The following is a 20,108-nucleotide window of genomic DNA, read 5'->3' as shown; positions in this document are numbered from 1 at the left end:
CAAATAAACGAGTTTTTCATCTGCCTTTCATATCTGTTCCACATATTTACGCTTAATCTTAAACACAGCACTTCATAGCAAACCGCGTTATATCGTTTAACCTATTGATTATGCTTCACCTTTGGCGCCGCTTCTAAATCTACGGACCGGGCTTTTGCCCAATGACAGCTGCTGTTTCCACGCTCCAAATTGCTCTAACCCGAGGTCATGAATCTTTGAAACCCTACCCTATTCATTGCGTGTCGATCGTTATCCCGGTCTACAACGAACAAGAGAGCCTGCCTGAATTGCTGCGTCGCACGACGGCAGCCTGCAAGCTACTGGCCTACGAATACGAAATCATCCTGGTGGATGACGGTAGCCGCGACAATTCGGCCCAATTGCTGGAAGACGCCGCCGCTGAAGACGCCAGCAACGTGGTGGCGGTGATCCTCAACCGTAACTACGGCCAGCATGCGGCGATCATGGCCGGTTTCGAGCAGTGCCGAGGCGAAGTGGTGATTACCCTCGACGCCGACCTGCAGAACCCGCCCGAAGAAATCCCGCGCCTGGTAGAACAAGCCGCCCTGGGTTACGACGTGGTCGCCACGGTGCGCAACAACCGCCAGGACTCGGCGTTCCGCCGTTGGCCTTCGCGCCTGATCAACCTGGCCGTACAACGCTCCACCGGCGTGGCCATGACCGACTACGGCTGCATGCTGCGCGCCTATCGCCGCACCATCGTCGATGCGATGCTCGCCTGCCGTGAACGCAGCACCTTTATCCCGATCCTGGCCAACGGCTTTGCCCGCCACACCACGGAAATCCTGGTCCATCACGCCGAGCGCGAACACGGCGAATCCAAATACAGCGCCATGCGCCTGATCAGCCTGATGTTCGACCTGCTGACCTGCATGACCACGACCCCGCTGCGCCTGCTGTCCATCGTCGGCTTCAGCCTGGCGGCGCTGGGCATGCTGTTCGCCTTTGCCCTGATCATCATGCGCCTGGTATTCGGTGCCGGTTGGGCTGGCGATGGCTTGTTCGTGCTGTTTGCGGTGCTGTTCGTGTTCACCGGCGGCCAGTTCATCGGCATGGGGCTCTTGGGTGAATACCTGGGCCGAATGTACAGCGACGTGCGTGCCCGCCCACGCTTTTTTATCGAAAAAGTGCTGCGCAACACGCCGGCAGCACCGGCTCCGGTGGTCGTCGTTGACGGCCTGGTGTCCTCCCATACCTCTACTTCTGCTGATCAGGTCCAATCATGAGTTCAAAAGCTGTTGTATTCGCGTACCACGACATTGGTTGTGCAGGGATTGAAGCGCTGCTCAATACCGGTTACGACATTGCTGCGGTGTTCACCCATGCCGATGACCCGAAGGAAAACAACTTCTACGGCTCCGTCGCCCAACTGTGCGCGCGCAACGGTATTGCGGTGCACGCCCCGGAAGATGCCAACCACCCGCTGTGGATCGAGCGCATTGCCAAGCTGAACCCGGATTACATCTTCTCGTTCTACTACCGCAACCTGCTGAGCGAGCCAGTGTTGGCCACTGCGCGCAAAGGTGCGTTCAACCTGCACGGCTCCTTGCTGCCCAAGTACCGTGGCCGTGCCCCGGCCAACTGGGTGCTGGTCAACGGCGAGACCGAAACCGGCGTGACCCTGCACCGCATGGTCAAGCGTGCCGATGCGGGCGCGATCCTGGCCCAGCAAAAAGTCCTCATCGAGCGCAGCGACACTGGCCTGACCCTGCACGCCAAACTGCGCGATGCTGCCAGCAAACTGCTGCGCGATGCCTTGCCGCAATTGGCCGCCGGCAAACTCGCTGAAACTGCCCAGGACGAAAGCCAGGCCACTTACTTCGGCCGCCGCACCGCCGCCGATGGCAAGCTGGAATGGAAAAAACCAGCTGAAGAGCTCTTCAACCTGGTTCGCGCCGTCACCCAACCGTACCCGGGCGCCTTCTGCGCCGTGGGCGAGCACAAGCTGATCGTGTGGCAAGCCGAAGTGCTTAAGGGCAACGAAGGCCTGGCGCCGGGCCGGGTGATCAGCGTCAACCCGCTGCGCATTGCCTGCGGCGAAGACTCCCTGGTGATCAAGTTTGGCCAGCGCAATGACAACGGTCTGTACCTGGCCGGCCCGTCCCTGGCCAACGAACTGGGCCTGGTCGACGGTTCCGTGCTGCGCGGCGCCGAGTCCGGCCGCAAGCCACGCCGTACCCGCGTGCTGATCCTGGGTGTGAACGGCTTTATCGGTAACCACCTGTCCGAGCGTCTGCTGCGTGACGACCGTTACGAAGTCTACGGTCTGGACATCGGCTCCGACGCCATCGAGCGCCTGCGCAGCCATCCGAATTTCCATTACGTGGAAGGCGACATCAGCATCCACACCGAGTGGATCGAGTACCACATCAAGAAGTGCGACGTGGTCCTGCCGCTGGTGGCCATCGCCACCCCAATCGAATACACCCGCAACCCGCTGCGTGTGTTCGAGCTAGACTTCGAAGAAAACCTCAAGCTGGTGCGCTACTGCGTCAAGTACAACAAACGCGTGATCTTCCCGTCGACCTCCGAGGTCTATGGCATGTGCCAGGACCAGTACTTCGACGAGGACACCTCGAACCTGGTGGTGGGCCCGGTCAACAAGCAGCGCTGGATCTACTCGGTCTCCAAGCAATTGCTGGACCGCGTGATCTGGGCCTACGGCGCCAAGGGCCTGAACTTCACCCTGTTTCGTCCCTTCAACTGGATGGGCCCACGCCTGGACCGCCTGGATTCTGCACGTATCGGCAGTTCCCGCGCCATTACCCAGCTGATCCTCAACCTGGTGGAAGGCACGCCGATCCGCCTGTTCGACGGTGGCGAGCAAAAACGCTGCTTCACTGACATCGCCGACGGCATTGAAGCCCTGGCACGCATCATTGATAACGACAACGACGCGTGCAACGGCCAGATCATCAACATCGGCAACCCGGAAAACGAAGCCAGCATCCGCCAGTTGGGCGAAGAGCTGCTGCGTCAGTTCGAAGCGCACCCGCTGCGTGGCAACTTCCCGCCGTTCGCCGGTTTCCGCGACGTTGAGAGCAAGGCGTTCTACGGCACCGGTTACCAGGACGTGGCGCACCGCAAGCCAAGCATCGAAAACGCCAAGCGCCTGCTGAACTGGGAGCCGACCGTAGAGATGAGCGAAACCATCGGCAACACGCTGGACTTCTTCTTGCGTGAAGCGATGCTCGAAATCGCGGATAAGCACTAATGCAAGCAGGCCTACGCATCGACGTCGACACCTACCGAGGCACCCGTGAAGGTGTGCCGCGGTTGCTCGAAACCCTGGATGAAGCCTCGGTGAAAGCGACGTTCTTCTTCAGTGTCGGGCCAGACAATATGGGGCGCCACTTGTGGCGCCTGATCCGCCCGCAATTCCTGTGGAAGATGCTGCGTTCCAATGCGGTAGGCCTGTATGGCCTGGATATCCTGCTGGCCGGCACGGCCTGGCCGGGCAAACCGATCGGCCGTGACCTGGGGCACTTGATGCGCCAGGCCAAGGCGGCTGGGCATGAAGTCGGCCTGCACGCCTGGGATCACCACGGCTGGCAGGCCAACACCGGGCGCTGGAGTGAGGCACAGCTGGTCGAACAGATCCGTCGTGGCGTCGACACCCTCAGCGATATCCTCGGCGAACGCATCGACTGCTCGGCCGCCGCCGGTTGGCGTGCCGACGAGCGCGTGGTGCAAGCCAAGCAAGGGTTCAACTTTCGCTACAACAGCGATTGCCGGGGCACCAGCCTGTTTCGTCCTACCTTGGCCGATGGCAGCGCGGGCACCCCACAAATTCCGGTAGACCTGCCGACCTTCGATGAAGTCGTCGGGCCGGTGGTGGCTGCCAAAGACTTTAATGCGTTCATTCTCGACCGCTTTGCCGCGTCGAAGCTCAACGTCTACACGGTCCACGCAGAAGTAGAAGGGATTCTGATGGCCAATGATTTTCGCCAGTTGCTCGCGCAGGCAGCGCAGCGCGGCATCGACTTCAAGCCGCTGGGCGATTTGTTGCCCAGCGACCTGACCACCCTGCCCCAGCAACAACTGGTGCGCGGCACCTTGAGTGGCCGTGAAGGTTGGCTCGGAGTGCAGCAGGCATGATTCGTCGCATGGCCCTGCCTTTGCTCCTGTTGGCGTTTGGCATGTTTTACCTGCTGCCGCTGGCCACTCACGGCCTGTGGATTCCGGATGAAACCCGTTACGCGCAGATCAGCCAGGAAATGCTGTTGACCGGCAACTGGGCCTCGCCACACTTCATGGGCATTCGCTACTTCGAGAAGCCTGCAGCGGGCTACTGGATGATCGCGCTGGGGCAGGCGATTTTCGGGCAAAACCTGTTTGGCGTGCGGTTTGCGTCGGCCTTGAGCACCGGCCTGAGCATTCTGCTGGTGTATCTGGTCAGCCGTCGCTTGTGGAATGACCCGCAGAAAACCCTGGTCAGCACCGTGCTCTACATGAGTTTCGTCAGCGTTGCGGCCCTGGGTGGCTATGCCAACCTCGATCCGCAGTTCACCTTCTGGGTAAACCTGACCGGCGTGGCCTTGTGGTTTTGCTTCGACAGCACGACTCGCAACGGTCGTCTCGGGTCCTGGGCGCTACTCGGTCTGGCCTGTGGTATGGGCTTTATGACCAAGGGTTTCCTGGCCTGGCTGCTGCCGGTGTTGATCGCCCTGCCCTACGCGATCTGGCAGAAGCGTTTGCGTGAGCTGCTGGGTTACGGCGTGGTCGCCGTGATCGTGGCGATCGTCGTGAGCGTGCCGTGGGCGCTGGCGGTGCATCTGCAAGAGCCGGACTACTGGCACTTCTTCTTCTGGCACGAGCATATCCAACGCTTCGCCGGCGACGATGCGCAGCATGCCGAGCCGTTCTGGTACTACCTGCCGTTGCTGGTTGCGTTCAGCCTGCCGTGGGTCGCCCTGTTGCCGTCCACCCTGAAACAGGCGTGGCTGGACAAGCGCAGCGCGAAAATCGGCTTTGTGTTGCTGTGGCTGCTGATGCCCCTGGCGTTTTTCAGCTTGGCCAAGGGCAAGCTGCCCTCCTACATCATGCCGTGTCTGCTGCCGCTGGCCTTGCTGATGGGCAATACCCTGGCCGACAAGCTGGCCCAGGGCCGCTACCGGGCATTGCGTATCAACGGCTGGCTGAACCTCGTCATTGGCGTGGTGGTGCTGCTGGCGCTGAGCTGGTTCCAACTGAAAAAACCGGTATACGAGCACGGCCAGGAAACCCTCAGCCTGGTGCTGGTGTTCACCTTCCTGTTCGGTTGGATCCTGGTCAACTTCCTGCAGGCCGCGCAGCCATTGCGTTGGTGGGCTGCCCCCATACTCGGCAGTGGGTTGATGGTCGCGTTGTTGCCGGCCGCGTTGCCGCACTCGGTGGTGTACAACAAGACCCCGGATCAATTCATCATCGACCACCTGCAGGAACTGCAACCCGCCACCGCGTTGCTGAGCAATGACCTGGGCGCGGCGTCGGCGCTGTCGTGGCGTCTGGCACGCCCGGACGTGACGCTCTATAACACCGTCGGCGAAGTCAAATACGGCCTCGCCTACCCGGATGCCGGGGACCACAAGATAGACACCACCCAAGTCCAGCAATGGATGAGTGATGCGCGCCGGAAAGGTCCGGTCGGCGTGGTGATGCGCGTCAAGGGTGACGATGAAATCGCCGAAGTGGCGCTGCTGCCAGGTGACGGCAAGCGCTATGAGCAAGGCAACATCGTGATTCTGATCTTCCCGCAGGTGAACCCATGATCACCCTGCTACTGCTATTGGCCGCCTGCCTGCTGACGTGCATGGGCCAGGTCTCACAGAAGTTCGCCGTGGAAAGCTGGCGCGACCTGCCGGATGGCTGGGCGTTGAAGCTGCGCTCGCCGTGGTTGTGGTCGGCGTTGGTGTGCCTGGGCCTGGGCCTGCTGGTGTGGCTATTGGTGTTGCAGCGCCTTGAAGTGGGCATTGCCTACCCCATGCTCAGCCTGAATTTCGTGCTGGTCACACTGGTGGCGCGGTTTGTCTTTCATGAGCCCATCGACGGCCGTCACTGGCTGGGTGTAGCGCTGGTGATCGGCGGTGTCGTGCTGTTGGGGCGCCACGTATGAGCCGGGTACAAGGTTTTGCCTTGGCCTTGGGCAGCGTCGGCCTGGTCAGTGCCGCCCAGTTGGGCATGCGCTGGAGCATGACGCGCCTGCCGCAGCCCAATGAATGGCTCACGGCAAGCATTGACCTCGGTGCACTGGGTGTCGTCATGCTGGCGATCCTCGCCTATGCGCTGTCGATGCTCTGCTGGCTCGGCGCGCTCAAGCAGCTGCCGCTGGGCCGCGCCTATTCGCTGTTGAGCATCAGCTACGCCCTGGTGTACCTGCTGGCGGCCAGCCTGCCAGTGTTCAACGAAGATTTTTCCGTTTCAAAAACCCTGGGGGTGGCGCTTGTCATCCTCGGTGTGCTGGTTATCAACTCTCGTCGTGCTAGCGCTACAAGTCCCAGGAATGCCCCATGAAAATCAGTGTATTTGGTAGTGGTTACGTCGGTCTGGTGCAGGCCACCGTGTTGGCCGAAGTCGGTCACGATGTCATCTGCATGGACGTCGATCAAAACAAGGTCAAGCTGCTGCAGCAAGGCCATGTGAGCATCTTCGAGCCGGGGCTCGCGGCGATGGTGAAAGAGAACCTGGAGAGCGGGCGCCTGCATTTCACCTTTGATGAAAAGCTGGCCGTCGAGCATGGGGAAGTGCTGTTTATCGCCGTGGGCACGCCTTCGGATGAGGACGGCTCGGCTGACCTTAAATACGTGCTGTCAGTCGGCGATGCAGTGGCGCGTCACCGCAAGGAACCGGTGATCCTGGTGGAAAAATCCACCGTACCTGTCGGCACCGGCGACACCCTGCGCGCGCATATCGAGAAAGCCCTGCACCTGGCCGGCCGGCACCTGGCGTTCGATATCGTCTCCAACCCGGAATTTCTCAAGGAAGGCTCGGCCGTGGCCGACTGCCGCCGCCCGGACCGCATCATCATCGGCTGCGAGCGCGAAGAAGTGCGTGATGTGATGCGTGACCTGTACGCGCCGTTCAATCGCAACCACGACCGCATCATCTTCATGGACCTGCGCAGCGCCGAACTGACCAAATACGCCGCCAACTGCATGCTCGCGACCAAGATCAGCTTTATCAACCAGATCGCCGAGCTGGCTGAACACTTGGGCGCGGACATCGAAGCCGTGCGTCTTGGCATCGGCGCCGACTCGCGCATTGGTTACCACTTCATCTACCCCGGTTGTGGCTACGGCGGCTCATGCTTCCCCAAAGACATGCGCGCCCTGATCCACAGCGCCAAGCAAGCCAACTGCTCCAGCGACCTGCTCGAAGCGGTGGAGGCCATCAACCAGCGCCAGAAGAGCAAGCTTTTCGAGCGCGTCAACGCGTACTTCAAGGGCAACCTGTGCGGCAAAACCTTCGCGCTGTGGGGCCTGGCGTTCAAGCCCAACACCGACGACATGCGTGACGCGCCAAGCCGCGTGCTGATGGAAGCGTTGTGGGCCGCCGGCGCGAATGTGCGTGCGTTCGACCCGGAAGCCATGCAGGAAACCCAGCGCCTTTACGGCGATGACCCACGACTGATGCTCATGGGCACCCCGGAGTCCACCCTGGGCGGGGCTGATGCGCTGATCGTCTGCACCGAATGGCAACAGTTCAAGGCGCCGGACTTCGACCTGATCCACCAACGCCTGAAAACCCCGGTGATCTTTGACGGTCGCAACCTTTACGACGGCGAACGTCTGGCGCGTAAAGGCTTCCAGTACTACCCGATTGGCCGCGGCGACTCGTGCAACTTGCCGATTCCCCAGCAGCAGTGGCTGCCACAGGTTGTGGAAGCCTGAGACGTGAACAAAGCTCAACCGCCCTTGTTAAATCCAACGATCCGCCGCCAATCCCTCGTTTTGGGGTTGCTGGCGTTGTTGCTGTTTATCGCCGGCAGCTGGCACCAGGCGATTATTGGCTTCGACTCACGCTTCGTGGTGTTCGCCCAGGAGATGTTGCGCCATGGGCCTAGCTTTTTCCCCACCACTTACGGGCAGCCCTATGCAGATTACCTGGCCACTTCGACACTGCTGACGTGGCTGCTGTCCTTGCCATTGGGCCAGGTCACCAGCTTCACCGCTTGGCTGCCCACGGCGATTGCCTCGGCATTTATCGTCACCCTGGTGTATCGACTGACGGCGCCCTACTCCCAGCGCTGGGGCCTGCTGAGCATTGCAATACTCTTGCTAAGCAGCACGTTTATCAGCGAAACCCGCTCGGTGTCCCTCGACCAGATGCTGGCCGCGATCGCCTTGGCGGTGTTCTACCTGGGTTATGCCCATGACCACTTCGGTGCGGGAAAACGCCTGCACTGGCTGTACCTGTTGCTGATTGTCGGCTTTGCGGTCCGCGGGCCGATTGGCCTGGTCATCCCCACTGGCGTGTTGTGCAGCTACTACCTGATCAACCGGCAATGGCGCCAGCTGTTCAGCTTCGGCCTACTCGCGCTGGCGTTACTGGGGGCGTGTGTTGGCCTGTTGTTGCTGATGGCCAAGCTGAGTGGCGGCGAAGGCTTCATGCAGGACGTGATCCGCATGCAGTTCCTCGGACGCATGGATGGCCGCGAAGGCTCCAGTGGCGTGTTGTATTACTTCACCAGTTCCCTGGGCAACTATGCCATGGCGTACCCAATGGCACTGTTGGTGCTGCTGGCGATGCTGATCAGCGGGCGACGCGCCCCAGGGCCGGCGTTGCAGTTGGTGTGGTACTGCGCGGCCGCAGGGCTTCTGGTGATGCTCGGCCTGTCGATTCCCCAGGCCAAAAAGGCGCGTTATGTGCTACCGATGTTGCCCATGGCGGCGATTATTGCGGCGTATCCCTTCCACGTGGCGCACGGGCGGCTCTTCGCCTGGCTGCGCGGGTTGATGCTGGGTATCTGGACGGCGCTACCGACGCTTTTGATTGCCGGGTTGCTGTTCGCGAGACCGCGCTATCCGGAACAAATGAGCCATCTTGGCTGGGTGCTCGGCGTGCTTGGGGGGCTGCAGGTTCTGTCGCTGCTGGCGTTGCTCAAGACGCGGCTGCGCCCGGTCGGACCAGCATTTACAGGCGTATTGGCGGTCTGGGCCACCTATATTCTGGTGGTCGAACCGCTGGAACGCAGTGTCTACGATACCCGCACCTTTACCCTTCAGGTCCATGAGCAGGTGATGCAACAACGGGCGCCGGTGGTTTTGCACGGTTTGGGCAAGGATGCCAAGGCCATCAAATACATGGTCAACGTCGACTGTGACCAAGTGCCGTTGTTCACCCAGCAAGCGGCCGACTTGAAGCCGATCCAAGGGCCCGCCTGGTTGGTGATGAGCGCTGCGGACTACGAAGGCTTGACGGACCCGCGCTTTCGCTCCATCACCCCAACCCTGGCCGGCGAATTCGACCACACCCCTTACGTGCTACTGCACCTGGCGAAAACCGCGCAACCTTGACCCCTGCGCCGGCGCTCCCGGTGCAGAAAACTCCTACGTAGCTTTACGTAATGGCTGGTGCCTTTTCCCTTTCCTGTGCCCAAAACCCGACTGTAAACTCGCCTGAGTGCGGTATTTATTTACCGCCATAGGCCATGGGTCATAACAAGGACGAGAGGACAACACCGTGCCAGATCATGTTTCGCTTGATAAGCCTGCCCTGACCCGTGCCGAAGTGCATGTCGGCTACGTGTCCATGCTGCCTTTGGACCGGCTGATGGGGTTGCGCGATGCCTTGGTGGCCTTGAAAGGGCCGTTGGCCAGTGAACCGGGGCTACAGGAAAGCCTTCACCGACGTTTTTTGGACGAAGAAACCTGTAATCGCGTGCTCGGTAAGGTCTGTTGCTCTCTGCCCAATTAATGCCGTTACAATTCATTATTATTGCACTCAAGCTTCATTAATATGCATTGGCACCCTTTCTCCAAGGTCGGCACACTGCGGAGCGTTCCTTCCCCAACGGTTGGAACGCTCAAAGGGCTTTTCCGGGCAACCAGACAAGCCTTTTTTTTGCCCGCTGTTTATGGACCCTCTTCAATGCTCGCTCGTTGGCTCCCCGCTGCAATCAACACCCGCCCCGCCGAATGGAGCCGTGCCGCCATCGGTATGGCCGTGGGCACACTCTTCAGTATCTGGTTATGCGCCCAAGTGTTTGGCATGGAGGTCGCATTGCACCTGCTTGGCCCGCTCGGCGCTTCGGCCGTGTTGCTGTTCGCCGTGTCATCGGGTGCATTGGCGCAGCCCTGGTCGATCATCGGCAGCTACCTCTGCGCGGGTGTCGTCGCCCTGCTGGTAACCCGAGTTCTCAGCACTTCCCTGGGTGGCGCCTGCCTGGCGGCGGGCATCACGGTGGTGCTGATGTGCTGGCTGCGCTGCCTGCATCCGCCGGCCGGTGGCCTGGCCATGACGCTGGTATTGGCTGACCCGGCGTCCGCCGCACTGGGTTGGTATGAGTTAGGCGCCGTGCTACTCGGTGCTGGCGCCTTGTTGGCCTGCGCATTGGCTTATAACAATGCCACGCGTACGCGCTATCCCAAAGGCGCCGCCGAATCACCGGCCACCCTCTTGCCACACCCCAACGCGGATCGAGACCCCGCCATCACCGCCGCCGATTTAAAACAGGCGCTGGCCGAAATGGAGCAATTTTATGACGTGGAGCCCACAGCGCTGGAACAACTGATCCACGCAGCGCAAACCCACGCCAGGCGCCGCAGTATTGGTGAAGTGCTGGCGAGTCGGGTGCCTTGAGTCCATCACCCACTCGCTGCATAAATGCAAAAACGACCTGCATGATTGAAGGTTGTACTGGGCAAATTTGCACTGGTACGATCAAGGGATGTTTCGTTCGCGAACATCTTGATAAAGAACAATAAAAGCAGGGAGTTATCGATGACTGCTCAGGTTTCAACCGAGGCAAGCCACGCAGATACGCATCAGCACGTAGTGCTCGCCGAGATTCGCAACCATATCGGCCACCTCACCCTCAATCGCCCCGCCGGCTTGAATGCCATCACCCTGGACATGGTGCGCCGCCTGGCGTCCCAATTGCAGGCGTGGGCCGATGACCCGCAGGTGCACGCCGTGGTCCTGCGCGGCGCGGGCGAGAAGGCCTTTTGTGCCGGCGGCGATATACGTTCCCTGTACGACAGCTTCAAGAACGGCGACAGCCTGCACCAAGATTTTTTTGTCGAGGAGTACGCGCTGGACCTGGCCGTTCACCATTACCGCAAACCGGTACTGGCGCTGATGGACGGGTTTGTCCTGGGCGGCGGCATGGGCTTGGTGCAGGGCGCCGATTTGCGCGTCGTCACCGAACGCAGTCGCCTGGCGATGCCGGAAGTGGCCATCGGTTACTTCCCTGACGTGGGCGGCAGTTACTTCCTGTCGCGTATCCCCGGCGAGCTGGGCACATACCTGGGCGTCACCGGGGTGCAGATCCGAGCGGCCGATGCGTTGTACTGCGGGTTGGCAGACTGGTATCTCGACAGCGCGAAGCTCGCCGAGCTGGACCAGAAGCTTGATCGTCTGCAATGGCACGACTCACCGCTTAAAGACCTGCAAGGCGTGCTCGCCAAACTGGCGGTGCAGCAACTGCCCGATGCACCGCTGGCCGTTTTGCGCACGGCCATCGACCACTTCTTCGCGCTGCCGGATGTACCGAGCATCGTTGAGCAGCTTCAGGAAGTCACCGTCGCCGATAGCCACGAATGGGCGCTGACCACCGCCAACCTGATGAAAACCCGCTCGCCGCTGGCCATGGCCGTCACCTTGGAAATGTTACGTCGCGGCCGCCGCCTGCCCCTGGAGCAATGTTTTGCCCTGGAGTTGCACCTTGACCGGCAATGGTTCGAACGCGGCGACCTGATCGAAGGTGTTCGCGCCCTGATCATCGACAAAGACAAGAGCCCCCGCTGGAACCCGCCAACCCTGCATGGGCTTGCGCTCAGCCATGTAGAAAGCTTCTTTCATCACTTCAAGAAGGTTGCGAACTGAGCCATGCAAGACATTGAATACACAGAAGAACAAGTGATGATCCGCGACATGGCGCGCGACTTTGCCCGCGGCGAAATCGCCCCCTACGCGCAAGCCTGGGAGAAAGCCGGCTGGATCGACGACGCCCTGGTGGCGAAGATGGGCGAACTGGGCCTGCTGGGCATGGTGGTGCCGGAAGAATGGGGCGGTACGTATGTCGATTACGTCGCCTACGCCCTCGCCGTGGAAGAAATTTCCGCCGGAGACGGTGCCGTCGGTGCAGTGATGAGTATCCACAATTCAGTGGGTTGCGGGCCAATTCTCAACTACGGCACAGATGCACAGAAGCAAACCTGGCTGGCGGACCTGGCCAGCGGCCAAGCGATTGGCTGCTTCTGCCTGACCGAACCCCAGGCCGGTTCTGAGGCCCACAACCTGCGCACCCGTGCCGAACTGCGTGACGGCCAGTGGGTCCTCAATGGCGCCAAGCAGTTCGTCAGCAACGGCAAGCGCGCCAAGCTGGCCATTGTGTTCGCCATGACCGACCCGGAGCTGGGCAAGAAAGGCATCTCAGCGTTCCTGGTGCCTACGGCAACGCCGGGCTTTGTAGTGGATCGCACCGAGCACAAGATGGGTATCCGCGCTTCGGACACCTGCGCCGTCACCCTCAACCAATGCACGGTGCCTGAGGCCAACCTGCTCGGCGAGCATGGCAAGGGGCTGGCGATTGCCCTGTCCAACCTGGAAGGCGGGCGCATCGGCATCGCCGCCCAGGCATTGGGAATCGCCCGTGCGGCGTTTGACGCGGCGCTGGCGTACGCCCGTGACCGGGTGCAGTTCGACAAGGCAATCATCGAACACCAGAGCGTGGCCAATCTGCTGGCGGACATGCAAACCCAGCTGAATGCAGCGCGCCTGCTGATCCTGCACGCCGCTCGACTGCGCAGCGCGGGCAAGCCATGCCTGTCGGAAGCCTCCCAGGCGAAGCTGTTTGCCTCGGAAATGGCGGAGAAAGTCTGCTCGTCAGCCATGCAGATTCACGGCGGGTATGGGTACTTGGAGGATTACCCGGTGGAGCGTTACTACCGGGATGCGCGGATCACGCAGATTTACGAAGGGACCAGCGAGATTCAGCGGATGGTGATTGCCAGGGAGCTGAAGAATTACATGCTTTAGCAGCATCAAGTTAAAAGCTGCAAGCGGCAAGTAAAGGGAAACTGGTTTTTACTTGAGGCTTGCAGCTTGAGGCTAGCAGCTGTTACTTATCTTTGAACTCAGGCGCCCGCTTGGCCACGAACGCCGCCATGCCTTCCTTCTGATCCTGCGTTGCAAACGCTGCGTGGAACACTCGGCGCTCAAAGCGCACGCCTTCCGACAGGCTCACTTCAAACGCACGGTTCACGCTTTCCTTGACCATCATGCTGATTGGCACTGATTTGCCGGCAATCAGGGTGGCGACTTTCAGCGCTTCTTCCAGCAACTCATCGGCCGGCACGATACGCGCGACAATTCCACAGCGCTCCGCTTCCACGGCATCGATAAAGCGTCCGGTCAGGCACATTTCCATAGCCTTGGCCTTGCCCACCGCGCGGGTCAGGCGCTGCGTGCCGCCCATGCCTGGCAGTACGCCGAGGTTGATTTCCGGCTGGCCGAACTTGGCGTTATCACCGGCCAGGATGAAGTCGCACATCAACGCCAGTTCGCAACCGCCGCCCAAAGCGAAGCCGTTGACCGCGGCAATGATCGGTTTGCGACGGTTGGCTACGCGATCGCTGTCGCTGAACAGGTCGTCCAGATAGATCTGCGGGTAGGTCAGCTCGGCCATTTCCTTGATATCGGCGCCGGCGGCAAAGGCCTTTTTCGAGCCCGTCAGCACGATGCAGCCGATTTCGGGGTTGGCTTCCAAGCCATCCAGCGCTTGGTTCAATTCGCTGACCAGTTGCGCATTCAGGGCGTTCAGGGCCTGCGGGCGATTGAGGGTAATCAGCCCGACGCGGCCCTGGACTTCGAGCAAGATGGTTTCGTAACTCATGTATCGGCTCCTTAAAGATTGCGTGAGATGACCATGCGCTGAATATCGCTGGTGCCTTCGTAAATCTGACAGACCCGCACATCGCGGTAGATCCGCTCCAGTGGGAAGTCGCTCAGGTAACCGTAACCGCCGAGGGTTTGCAAGGCGGCCGAGCAGACTTTTTCGGCCATTTCCGAGGCAAACAGCTTGGCCATCGAGGCTTCCACCAGTGCTGGCTTGCCGCTGTCACGCAGGGCGGCGGCGTAATGCACCATCTGCCGGGCAACTGCGATTTGAGTGGCCATGTCGGCCAGGCGAAAGGCCACGGCTTGATGTTCGATGATCGGTTTGCCGAAGCTTTCGCGCTCGCGGGCATAGTCGCGGGCCGCTTCGAACGCCGCGCGCGCCATGCCGACCGCTTGCGAGGCGATACCCACGCGGCCACCTTCGAGGTTGGCGAGGGCAATCTTGTAGCCTTCGCCCTCCTCACCCAGCCGATTGGCGACCGGCACCTTCAGGTCTTCAAAGAGGATCTGGCAGGTGTCAGACGCATGCTGGCCGAGCTTGTCTTCGACCCGCGCCACGCTGTAGCCCGGCGAGTCGGTCGGCACGATAAACGCGCTGATCCCGCGCTTGCCGGCAGCCGGGTCGGTCACGGCAAACACAATCACCACACCGGCGTTCTGCCCGGACGTGATGAATTGTTTGCAGCCGTTCAGCACGTAATGGTCGCCGTCCAGGCGCGCGCGGGTTTTCAGGCTGCTGGCATCGGAGCCGGCCTGGGGTTCGGTCAGCGCAAAGGCGCCGAGCATCGCGCCGCTGACGAGGGGTTTGAGGAATCGCTCTTTCTGCTCCTCGTTGCCGAATTTCAGGATCGGTACGCAACCGACTGAGTTGTGCACGCTCATGATGGTCGAGCAGGCACCGTCGCCTGCGGCGATTTCTTCCAGCGCCATGGCGTAAGCCAGGTAACCGGTGTCGCATCCGCCCCACTGCTCCGGCACCAGCATGCCGAAAAAGCCGAGTCCGGCCATTTCACTGATGGCCTCCTTGGGAAAACGGTGCTCGCGGTCCCATTCGGCAGCAAAGGGTTTCAGGCGCTCCTGGGCAAATTGCCGGGCCGCGTCGCTGATCTGTCGTTGTTCTTCATTCGCCAGCATGATGATAAGTCCTTAGTACAGGCATTCGACGGCCATGGCTGTGGCTTCACCACCGCCGATGCAAATGGCGGCGACGCCGCGCTTGAGGCCGTTCTGGCGCAGTGCCGAGAGCAGCGTTACTAAAATCCGCGCCCCTGAGGCGCCGATCGGATGGCCCAGGGCACACGCGCCCCCGTGGATGTTGACCTTGGCGTGGGGGATTTCCAGCTTGCTCATGGTCACCAGGCTGACCACGGCAAAGGCTTCGTTGATCTCGAACAGGTCGATTTCATCCAGGCTCCAGCCGGTCTTGGTCATCAGCTTGCGAATCGCCCCCACCGGCGCCACCGGAAACAGCCCCGGCTCATCGGCAAATGCCGCATGCCCATGAATCACTGCCAGAGGCTTCAGGCCGCGTTTCTCAGCGTCGGACTGGCGCATCAGCAGCAGCGCCGCCGCGCCATCGGAAATCGAGCTGGAATTGGCCGCCGTCACGGTGCCTCCTTCGCGGAACGCCGGTTTGAGGCTACTGATCTTGTCCAGTTTGGCCTTGGGCGGCTGTTCGTCATGCAGGATGGTTTTCTGCTCTTTGCCCACGGTGACTTGCACCGGGACGATCTCCGCAGCAAAGCTGCCATGGGTGATCGCCTGTTGCGCACGTGTTAGCGAGGCAATCGCGAACGCGTCCTGGGCCTCCCGGGTGAAACCGTTATGCAGGGCGCAATCTTCGGCGAAGGAGCCCATCAGACACCCCTTGTCGTAGGCGTCCTCGAGGCCGTCGAGGAACATATGGTCAAGTACACGACCGTGGCCCATGCGGTAGCCGCTACGCGCACGGTCCAGCAGGTACGGCGCGTTGGACATGCTTTCCATGCCGCCGGCAATGACCACGTCGACGCTGCCGGCCAGCAGCGAATCCTGGGCCAGGATCGTCGCTTCCATGCCCGAGCCGCACATCTTGTTGAGGGTGGTGCAACGGGTGCCCTTGTCCAGCCCGGCACCCAATGCGGCCTGGCGTGCGGGCGCCTGGCCGAGGCCTGCGGGCAGCACGCAGCCAAACAACACTTCATCCACGGCGTCGCTGGCGATACCGCCGCGCTCAACGGCGGCACGAATCGCGGCGGAACCCAGCTGCGGCGCGGTCAGGCCCTTGAGGTCGCCCTGGAACCCGCCCATGGGCGTGCGCACGGCGCTGACAATAACAATGGGATCAGTCATGGGGAATGCTCCTTACTTGGCAGCCATGCGCAAGGCGCCGTCGAGACGGATCACCTCGCCATTGAGCATGCTGTTTTCAATGATGTGCCGCACCAGCGCGGCGTATTCGGCGGGTTTGCCCAGGCGTGGCGGAAAAGGCACGCCGGCAGCCAGGGAGTCGCGCACTTCGGGCGTCATGCCGGCCATCATCGGTGTTTCGAAAATGCCGGGGGCGATGGTCATCACGCGAATGCCAAAGCGCGCCAGCTCACGTGCGGCAGGCAACGTCAGGCTGGCAATAGCGCCTTTGGAGGCGGCGTAGGCTGCCTGGCCGATCTGCCCGTCGAATGCGGCCACGGAAGCGGTATTGATGATCACACCGCGCTCGCCATCGGCATTCGCCTCGGTATCAGCAATGGCCGCAGCCGCCAGGCGCAGCAGGTTGAAGCTGCCGATCAGGTTGACGTTGATCACTTGGGCAAAACTTGCCAGCCCATGGGGGCCGTTTTTGCCGAGGATTTTTTCGCCACGCACCACACCGGCGCAGTTCACCAGCCCATGCAAACCGCCAAACGCTGCAACCGTGGCCTGCACGGCGGCTTCGGCAGCCGCTTCCTGGCTGATATCCGCCACTGCACTGCGGGCGTTCTCGCCGAGCTGCTGGGCCTTGGCCGCCACCGCGTCGGCGTTGAGGTCCACCAGCATCACTTTGGCACCGGCGGCAATGAGCATCTCAGCGGTAGCCGCACCGAGGCCAGAAGCGCCGCCGCTGACCAGGAAGATCTTATTTTCAATCTGCATTATTGTTTCCTTGAACGGTCCGAATTGTCGGAATAGTCGCTCTGGAGCGCCACTGCGGCAATGGTCAAAACCTTCAAGCTACCTGACTGTTTTGGCCAGTCATCGCCCCCGCCGATCAACATGCGATGGGGCGCAAGCTTCTCCCGGGTTTGACACCCGCCATGCTCTGACCGAAGCTGACGGCTTTGCATTCCTGCCTTGCTTTCGGACGCCTGCATGTCAAAGTCTCGCCGTTACTCCATCATCGGCCTGTGCGCCCTATTGTCGATTGTGCTGATCTGGTATTTCTCCCGTTCCACCCCGGTGGCCGTACCGGCTGCGATTGCCCATGGTTACTCCAAAGCCCTGAAACAGGCGCGCAACGGTGAGCCCGGCGCCGCCCGTGTGCTGTATCAGCAACTCGGCCGGACGGACCTGTCGCCCGAGCGCCGCGCGGCGTTGCACGCCGAACTGCCCAATTACCCTAGCCCTCATGCCTTGAAGCTTGCAGACAAAGACCTGAGCAGCGAATCGGCGCTGGTCCGCGAGGCGGCCATCCATAGCATTGTCGGCCTGGTGCCCACCGGCCAGCGCACGCTGTTACTCGGCCCGGTACTGGATGATCCCGAACAAGCTGTACGATTCACCGCCGCCAACGCCCTGTTGGGCCTGTCCCCCGACACCCTGGGCCTGTACTTCGGGCCTTTGCAGCAGGTGCTGGATGAGTTTGTGAAAGCGCTCAAGGCCCAACCCGAAACGGCCGAAGGCTGGATTCAACTGGCGCGCCTGTACATTCACAGCGCACTGTTGCCGCAAGCCCAAAATGCGCTGGCACAGGCGATGCGACTGCAGCCAGACAACCTGCAAGCCGTGGTGGCGCAGATCGAGCTGCTAGACAAACAGGGCAAGACCGACGAGTCCCGGCAGTTACTGGCGCGCCAATTGACGGCGCACCCGGAATCAGCGTATCTGCAACACGCGCTGGGGATGTGGCTGCTGCACCATGGCGAGCGCCCCTATGCCCTGCTGGGTCTGTCCAAAGCGGTGGAATTGGAACCGGGCAATCAGGATTACCGCTACGACCTCGCTACTACCCTGCACGCCCAGCAGGAACTGGAAGCCGCCCAGCGACAACTGGAAGAGATCATTCAACGCCACCCCGCCAATCGCAAAGCCCGGGTTTTGCTGGTCAACTATTGGAAGGAAAGCGGTCAGCTCCAGAACGTACAAGTGCTGCTCGCGCAACTGGAACAGCAGAATCCCGACGATCCGGCACTGCAACAGGGTCTATAGCGCTTCAGCAAAGTGTTCTGAACGCTGATGCACCGCACAAACCTCCTGAAACGGTTGAACCCCCGGAATACACAACGGTCAAGAGAATATGGCGCGTTCGAACGACCGCGCACCTCTACTCGTATGTGACCTGAGGGCACTTCTTGTCTACATCCAACGCGCTATCAAGTGACAAAGCAGCCACCGGTATCGTCGGTCTCGACGACATTCTTGCCGGCGGTTTGTCTCGCCGCCATTTGTTCCTGCTTGAGGGTGAGCCTGGGACAGGCAAAACCACCGTCGCCCTCCACTTTCTTCAGGACGGCGCCAAATGCGGCGAGCGATCCTTGTACATCACACTCTCGGAAACCGAGCGCGAGTTACGCCAGGGCGCCAAGTCCCATGGCTGGGACCTCGATGACAACATCCACATATTCGAGCTGACGCCGCCCGAGAGCTTTCTCGACACTGATCACCAGCAAAGTCTGTTGTATTCGTCCGACCTGGAATTGGGCGAAGCGACCCGGCAGATCTTCGAAGCGGTGGAACGGGTCAAGCCGACCCGCGTGGTGATCGACAGTTTGTCGGAGATCCGCTTGCTGGCGCAGAGTTCGCTGCGCTACCGCCGGCAAATCCTGGCGATTAAGCACTACTTTGTGCGCTATGACGCCACGGTCCTGTTGCTGGATGACTTGACCACCGAGGCGCTGGATAAAACCGTACACAGCGTTGCCCATGGCGTTATCCGCTTGGAAGAGCTGACACCCGTCTACGGTGCCGAGCGGCGTCGCGTGCGCGTGGTTAAATACCGTGGGCAAAAATACCGCGGTGGCTTTCATGACTTCACCATCGCCGGCGATGGCATCCACGTATTCCCGCGACTGGTGGCCGCCGAACATCGCGCCGGCTATGTCCGTCAAACACTCACCAGCGGCATTGGCGAATTGGATGCATTGCTGGGTGGCGGTATCGAGACCGGCTCCAGCACGTTGATCCTGGGCCCAGCCGGCACTGGCAAGTCGCTGATTTCGATCCTGTTCGCTGCTGCCGCCGTGTCGCGTGGAGAGAAAGCCGCGCTGTTTATTTTCGATGAAGAACTCAGCCTGCTATTCGAACGCATGCGGCAGTTGAACATCGATCTTCCAGCACTGCAGGCAACCGGCAATCTTTTCATTGAGCAGGTGGATGCCGCCGAGCTGTCACCGGGCGAGTTTTCTCACCGTGTGCGGCGCTGCGTGGACGAGCGCGGCATCAAGACGGTGGTGATCGACAGCGTCAACGGTTTCCAGGCCGCCATGCCGGAAGAGAACTCGCTGATCCTACACATGCACGAACTGTTGCTTTACCTCAACCGGCGCGGTGCCGCGACCTTCATGACCGTTGCCCAGCACGGCCTGGTCGGTGACATGCAGGCGCCCGTCGACCTTACTTACTTGGCAGACACGGTGATCCTGTTGCGTTACTTCGAGGCACTCGGCAAAGTCCGACGGGCTATTTCCGTGATCAAGAAACGTACCGGTACCCACGAGTCGACCATCCGTGAGTACCGCATCGGCGCGGGCGGTGTGGCTGTTGGTGACCCACTCGAGTCGTTCCAGGGCGTATTGCGCGGGGTGCCGACTTACATGGGGACTGAAGCCCCGCTGCTCGCGGACCCGTCAGAGTGAGTACGCAGTTAACGGTAT

Annotated in this window: 18 protein-coding genes; 14 read left to right on the top strand and 4 right to left on the bottom strand. The window is 61.0% G+C overall.

The window, feature by feature from the left end:
- Positions 1-215 precede the first annotated feature (215 nt).
- From arnC to AACY36_RS09015, 12 genes are all read left to right on the top strand, one after another.
- Positions 216-1,247 carry an undecaprenyl-phosphate 4-deoxy-4-formamido-L-arabinose transferase gene (gene arnC, locus AACY36_RS09070; RefSeq protein WP_339416314.1) on the top strand — a complete coding sequence of 344 codons (1,032 nt, stop codon included), beginning with the start codon at positions 216-218 and terminating at the stop codon, positions 1,245-1,247.
- Positions 1,244-3,235 (top strand): bifunctional UDP-4-amino-4-deoxy-L-arabinose formyltransferase/UDP-glucuronic acid oxidase ArnA, encoded by a 1,992-nt coding sequence (arnA, locus tag AACY36_RS09065; protein WP_339427506.1) that lies wholly within the window; start codon positions 1,244-1,246, stop codon positions 3,233-3,235. The genes arnC and arnA overlap by 4 nt, the downstream gene beginning before the upstream one ends.
- Positions 3,235-4,119 carry a 4-deoxy-4-formamido-L-arabinose-phosphoundecaprenol deformylase gene (gene arnD, locus AACY36_RS09060; protein ID WP_339436348.1) on the top strand — a complete coding sequence of 295 codons (885 nt, stop codon included), beginning with the start codon at positions 3,235-3,237 and terminating at the stop codon, positions 4,117-4,119. The genes arnA and arnD overlap by 1 nt, the downstream gene beginning before the upstream one ends.
- A complete protein-coding gene (gene arnT / locus AACY36_RS09055) occupies positions 4,116-5,771 on the top strand; it encodes a lipid IV(A) 4-amino-4-deoxy-L-arabinosyltransferase (protein WP_339493967.1) in 1,656 nt (551 codons plus the stop codon). Before arnD ends, arnT begins: the two co-directional genes overlap by 4 nt.
- Positions 5,768-6,115 carry a 4-amino-4-deoxy-L-arabinose-phosphoundecaprenol flippase subunit ArnE gene (gene arnE, locus AACY36_RS09050; RefSeq protein WP_339416309.1) on the top strand — a complete coding sequence of 116 codons (348 nt, stop codon included), beginning with the start codon at positions 5,768-5,770 and terminating at the stop codon, positions 6,113-6,115. Before arnT ends, arnE begins: the two co-directional genes overlap by 4 nt.
- Positions 6,112-6,513: a 4-amino-4-deoxy-L-arabinose-phosphoundecaprenol flippase subunit ArnF gene (gene arnF / locus AACY36_RS09045; protein ID WP_339416308.1), complete on the top strand. Its 402-nt coding sequence runs from the start codon at positions 6,112-6,114 to the stop codon at positions 6,511-6,513. The genes arnE and arnF overlap by 4 nt, the downstream gene beginning before the upstream one ends.
- On the top strand, positions 6,510-7,889 hold the full coding sequence (locus tag AACY36_RS09040) for a UDP-glucose dehydrogenase family protein (RefSeq protein ID WP_339496990.1): 1,380 nt from the start codon (positions 6,510-6,512) through the stop codon (positions 7,887-7,889). The genes arnF and AACY36_RS09040 overlap by 4 nt, the downstream gene beginning before the upstream one ends.
- Before the next feature lie 3 nt (positions 7,890-7,892).
- A complete protein-coding gene (locus AACY36_RS09035; protein WP_339427508.1) occupies positions 7,893-9,515 on the top strand; it encodes an ArnT family glycosyltransferase in 1,623 nt (540 codons plus the stop codon).
- A gap of 166 nt (positions 9,516-9,681) precedes the next feature.
- A complete protein-coding gene (locus AACY36_RS09030) occupies positions 9,682-9,915 on the top strand; it encodes a hypothetical protein (RefSeq protein WP_339416345.1) in 234 nt (77 codons plus the stop codon).
- Positions 9,916-10,089: 174 nt separating this feature from the next.
- On the top strand, positions 10,090-10,800 hold the full coding sequence (locus AACY36_RS09025) for an HPP family protein (protein WP_339416305.1): 711 nt from the start codon (positions 10,090-10,092) through the stop codon (positions 10,798-10,800).
- A 141-nt stretch (positions 10,801-10,941) separates the two neighbouring features.
- Entirely contained in the window at positions 10,942-12,045 is a 1,104-nt protein-coding gene (locus AACY36_RS09020) for an enoyl-CoA hydratase/isomerase family protein (RefSeq protein ID WP_339416304.1), read from the top strand.
- A gap of 3 nt (positions 12,046-12,048) precedes the next feature.
- Positions 12,049-13,200 (top strand): acyl-CoA dehydrogenase family protein, encoded by a 1,152-nt coding sequence (locus tag AACY36_RS09015; protein WP_339496988.1) that lies wholly within the window; start codon positions 12,049-12,051, stop codon positions 13,198-13,200.
- An 82-nt stretch (positions 13,201-13,282) separates the two neighbouring features.
- Here the strand turns inward: AACY36_RS09015 and AACY36_RS09010 are convergent, their stop codons facing one another.
- Genes AACY36_RS09010 through AACY36_RS08995 form a run of 4 tightly spaced genes read right to left on the bottom strand, consistent with a single transcriptional unit; the run spans position 13,283 to position 17,172 of the window.
- Positions 13,283-14,056 carry an enoyl-CoA hydratase gene (locus AACY36_RS09010; protein ID WP_065873077.1) on the bottom strand — a complete coding sequence of 258 codons (774 nt, stop codon included), beginning with the start codon at positions 14,054-14,056 and terminating at the stop codon, positions 13,283-13,285.
- 11 nt (positions 14,057-14,067) lie between these two features.
- The gene (locus AACY36_RS09005) at positions 14,068-15,195 is read right to left on the bottom strand and encodes an acyl-CoA dehydrogenase (RefSeq protein WP_339416299.1); all 1,128 of its coding nucleotides are present in this window, start codon (positions 15,193-15,195) and stop codon (positions 14,068-14,070) included.
- A 12-nt stretch (positions 15,196-15,207) separates the two neighbouring features.
- Positions 15,208-16,392 carry an acetyl-CoA C-acyltransferase gene (locus AACY36_RS09000; RefSeq protein WP_339496987.1) on the bottom strand — a complete coding sequence of 395 codons (1,185 nt, stop codon included), beginning with the start codon at positions 16,390-16,392 and terminating at the stop codon, positions 15,208-15,210.
- Between the two features lie 12 nt (positions 16,393-16,404).
- On the bottom strand, positions 16,405-17,172 hold the full coding sequence (locus tag AACY36_RS08995) for an SDR family NAD(P)-dependent oxidoreductase (RefSeq protein ID WP_339436355.1): 768 nt from the start codon (positions 17,170-17,172) through the stop codon (positions 16,405-16,407).
- 216 nt (positions 17,173-17,388) lie between these two features.
- Here AACY36_RS08995 and AACY36_RS08990 point away from each other — a divergent pair, with 216 nt between their 5' ends.
- The gene (locus AACY36_RS08990; protein WP_339416295.1) at positions 17,389-18,444 is read left to right on the top strand and encodes a tetratricopeptide repeat protein; all 1,056 of its coding nucleotides are present in this window, start codon (positions 17,389-17,391) and stop codon (positions 18,442-18,444) included.
- A gap of 143 nt (positions 18,445-18,587) precedes the next feature.
- Complete coding sequence (locus AACY36_RS08985; RefSeq protein ID WP_339416293.1) at positions 18,588-20,090, top strand: ATPase domain-containing protein; 1,503 nt, start codon at positions 18,588-18,590, stop codon at positions 20,088-20,090.
- Positions 20,091-20,108 lie beyond the last annotated feature (18 nt).

This window comes from Pseudomonas sp. EA_15y_Pfl1_P101 (assembly GCF_963970835.1).
GTDB classification, from domain to species: Bacteria; Pseudomonadota; Gammaproteobacteria; order Pseudomonadales; family Pseudomonadaceae; genus Aquipseudomonas; species Aquipseudomonas tritici.
Note: the sequence above shows the minus strand (reverse complement) of the source record. Positions and strands in the feature narration are given on the sequence as shown.

Coding starts and splice junctions, on each gene's coding strand:
- AACY36_RS08995 (WP_339436355.1), bottom strand. CDS start 17,172: ATGCAGATTGAAAATAAGATCTTCCTGGTCAGCGGCGGCGCTTCTGGC.
- AACY36_RS09020 (WP_339416304.1), top strand. CDS start 10,942: ATGACTGCTCAGGTTTCAACCGAGGCAAGCCACGCAGATACGCATCAG.
- arnD (WP_339436348.1), top strand. CDS start 3,235: ATGCAAGCAGGCCTACGCATCGACGTCGACACCTACCGAGGCACCCGT.
- arnT (WP_339493967.1), top strand. CDS start 4,116: ATGATTCGTCGCATGGCCCTGCCTTTGCTCCTGTTGGCGTTTGGCATG.
- AACY36_RS09015 (WP_339496988.1), top strand. CDS start 12,049: ATGCAAGACATTGAATACACAGAAGAACAAGTGATGATCCGCGACATG.
- AACY36_RS09010 (WP_065873077.1), bottom strand. CDS start 14,056: ATGAGTTACGAAACCATCTTGCTCGAAGTCCAGGGCCGCGTCGGGCTG.
- AACY36_RS09025 (WP_339416305.1), top strand. CDS start 10,090: ATGCTCGCTCGTTGGCTCCCCGCTGCAATCAACACCCGCCCCGCCGAA.
- arnA (WP_339427506.1), top strand. CDS start 1,244: ATGAGTTCAAAAGCTGTTGTATTCGCGTACCACGACATTGGTTGTGCA.
- AACY36_RS09000 (WP_339496987.1), bottom strand. CDS start 16,392: ATGACTGATCCCATTGTTATTGTCAGCGCCGTGCGCACGCCCATGGGC.
- AACY36_RS08990 (WP_339416295.1), top strand. CDS start 17,389: ATGTCAAAGTCTCGCCGTTACTCCATCATCGGCCTGTGCGCCCTATTG.
- arnE (WP_339416309.1), top strand. CDS start 5,768: ATGATCACCCTGCTACTGCTATTGGCCGCCTGCCTGCTGACGTGCATG.
- AACY36_RS09005 (WP_339416299.1), bottom strand. CDS start 15,195: ATGCTGGCGAATGAAGAACAACGACAGATCAGCGACGCGGCCCGGCAA.
- AACY36_RS09040 (WP_339496990.1), top strand. CDS start 6,510: ATGAAAATCAGTGTATTTGGTAGTGGTTACGTCGGTCTGGTGCAGGCC.
- arnF (WP_339416308.1), top strand. CDS start 6,112: ATGAGCCGGGTACAAGGTTTTGCCTTGGCCTTGGGCAGCGTCGGCCTG.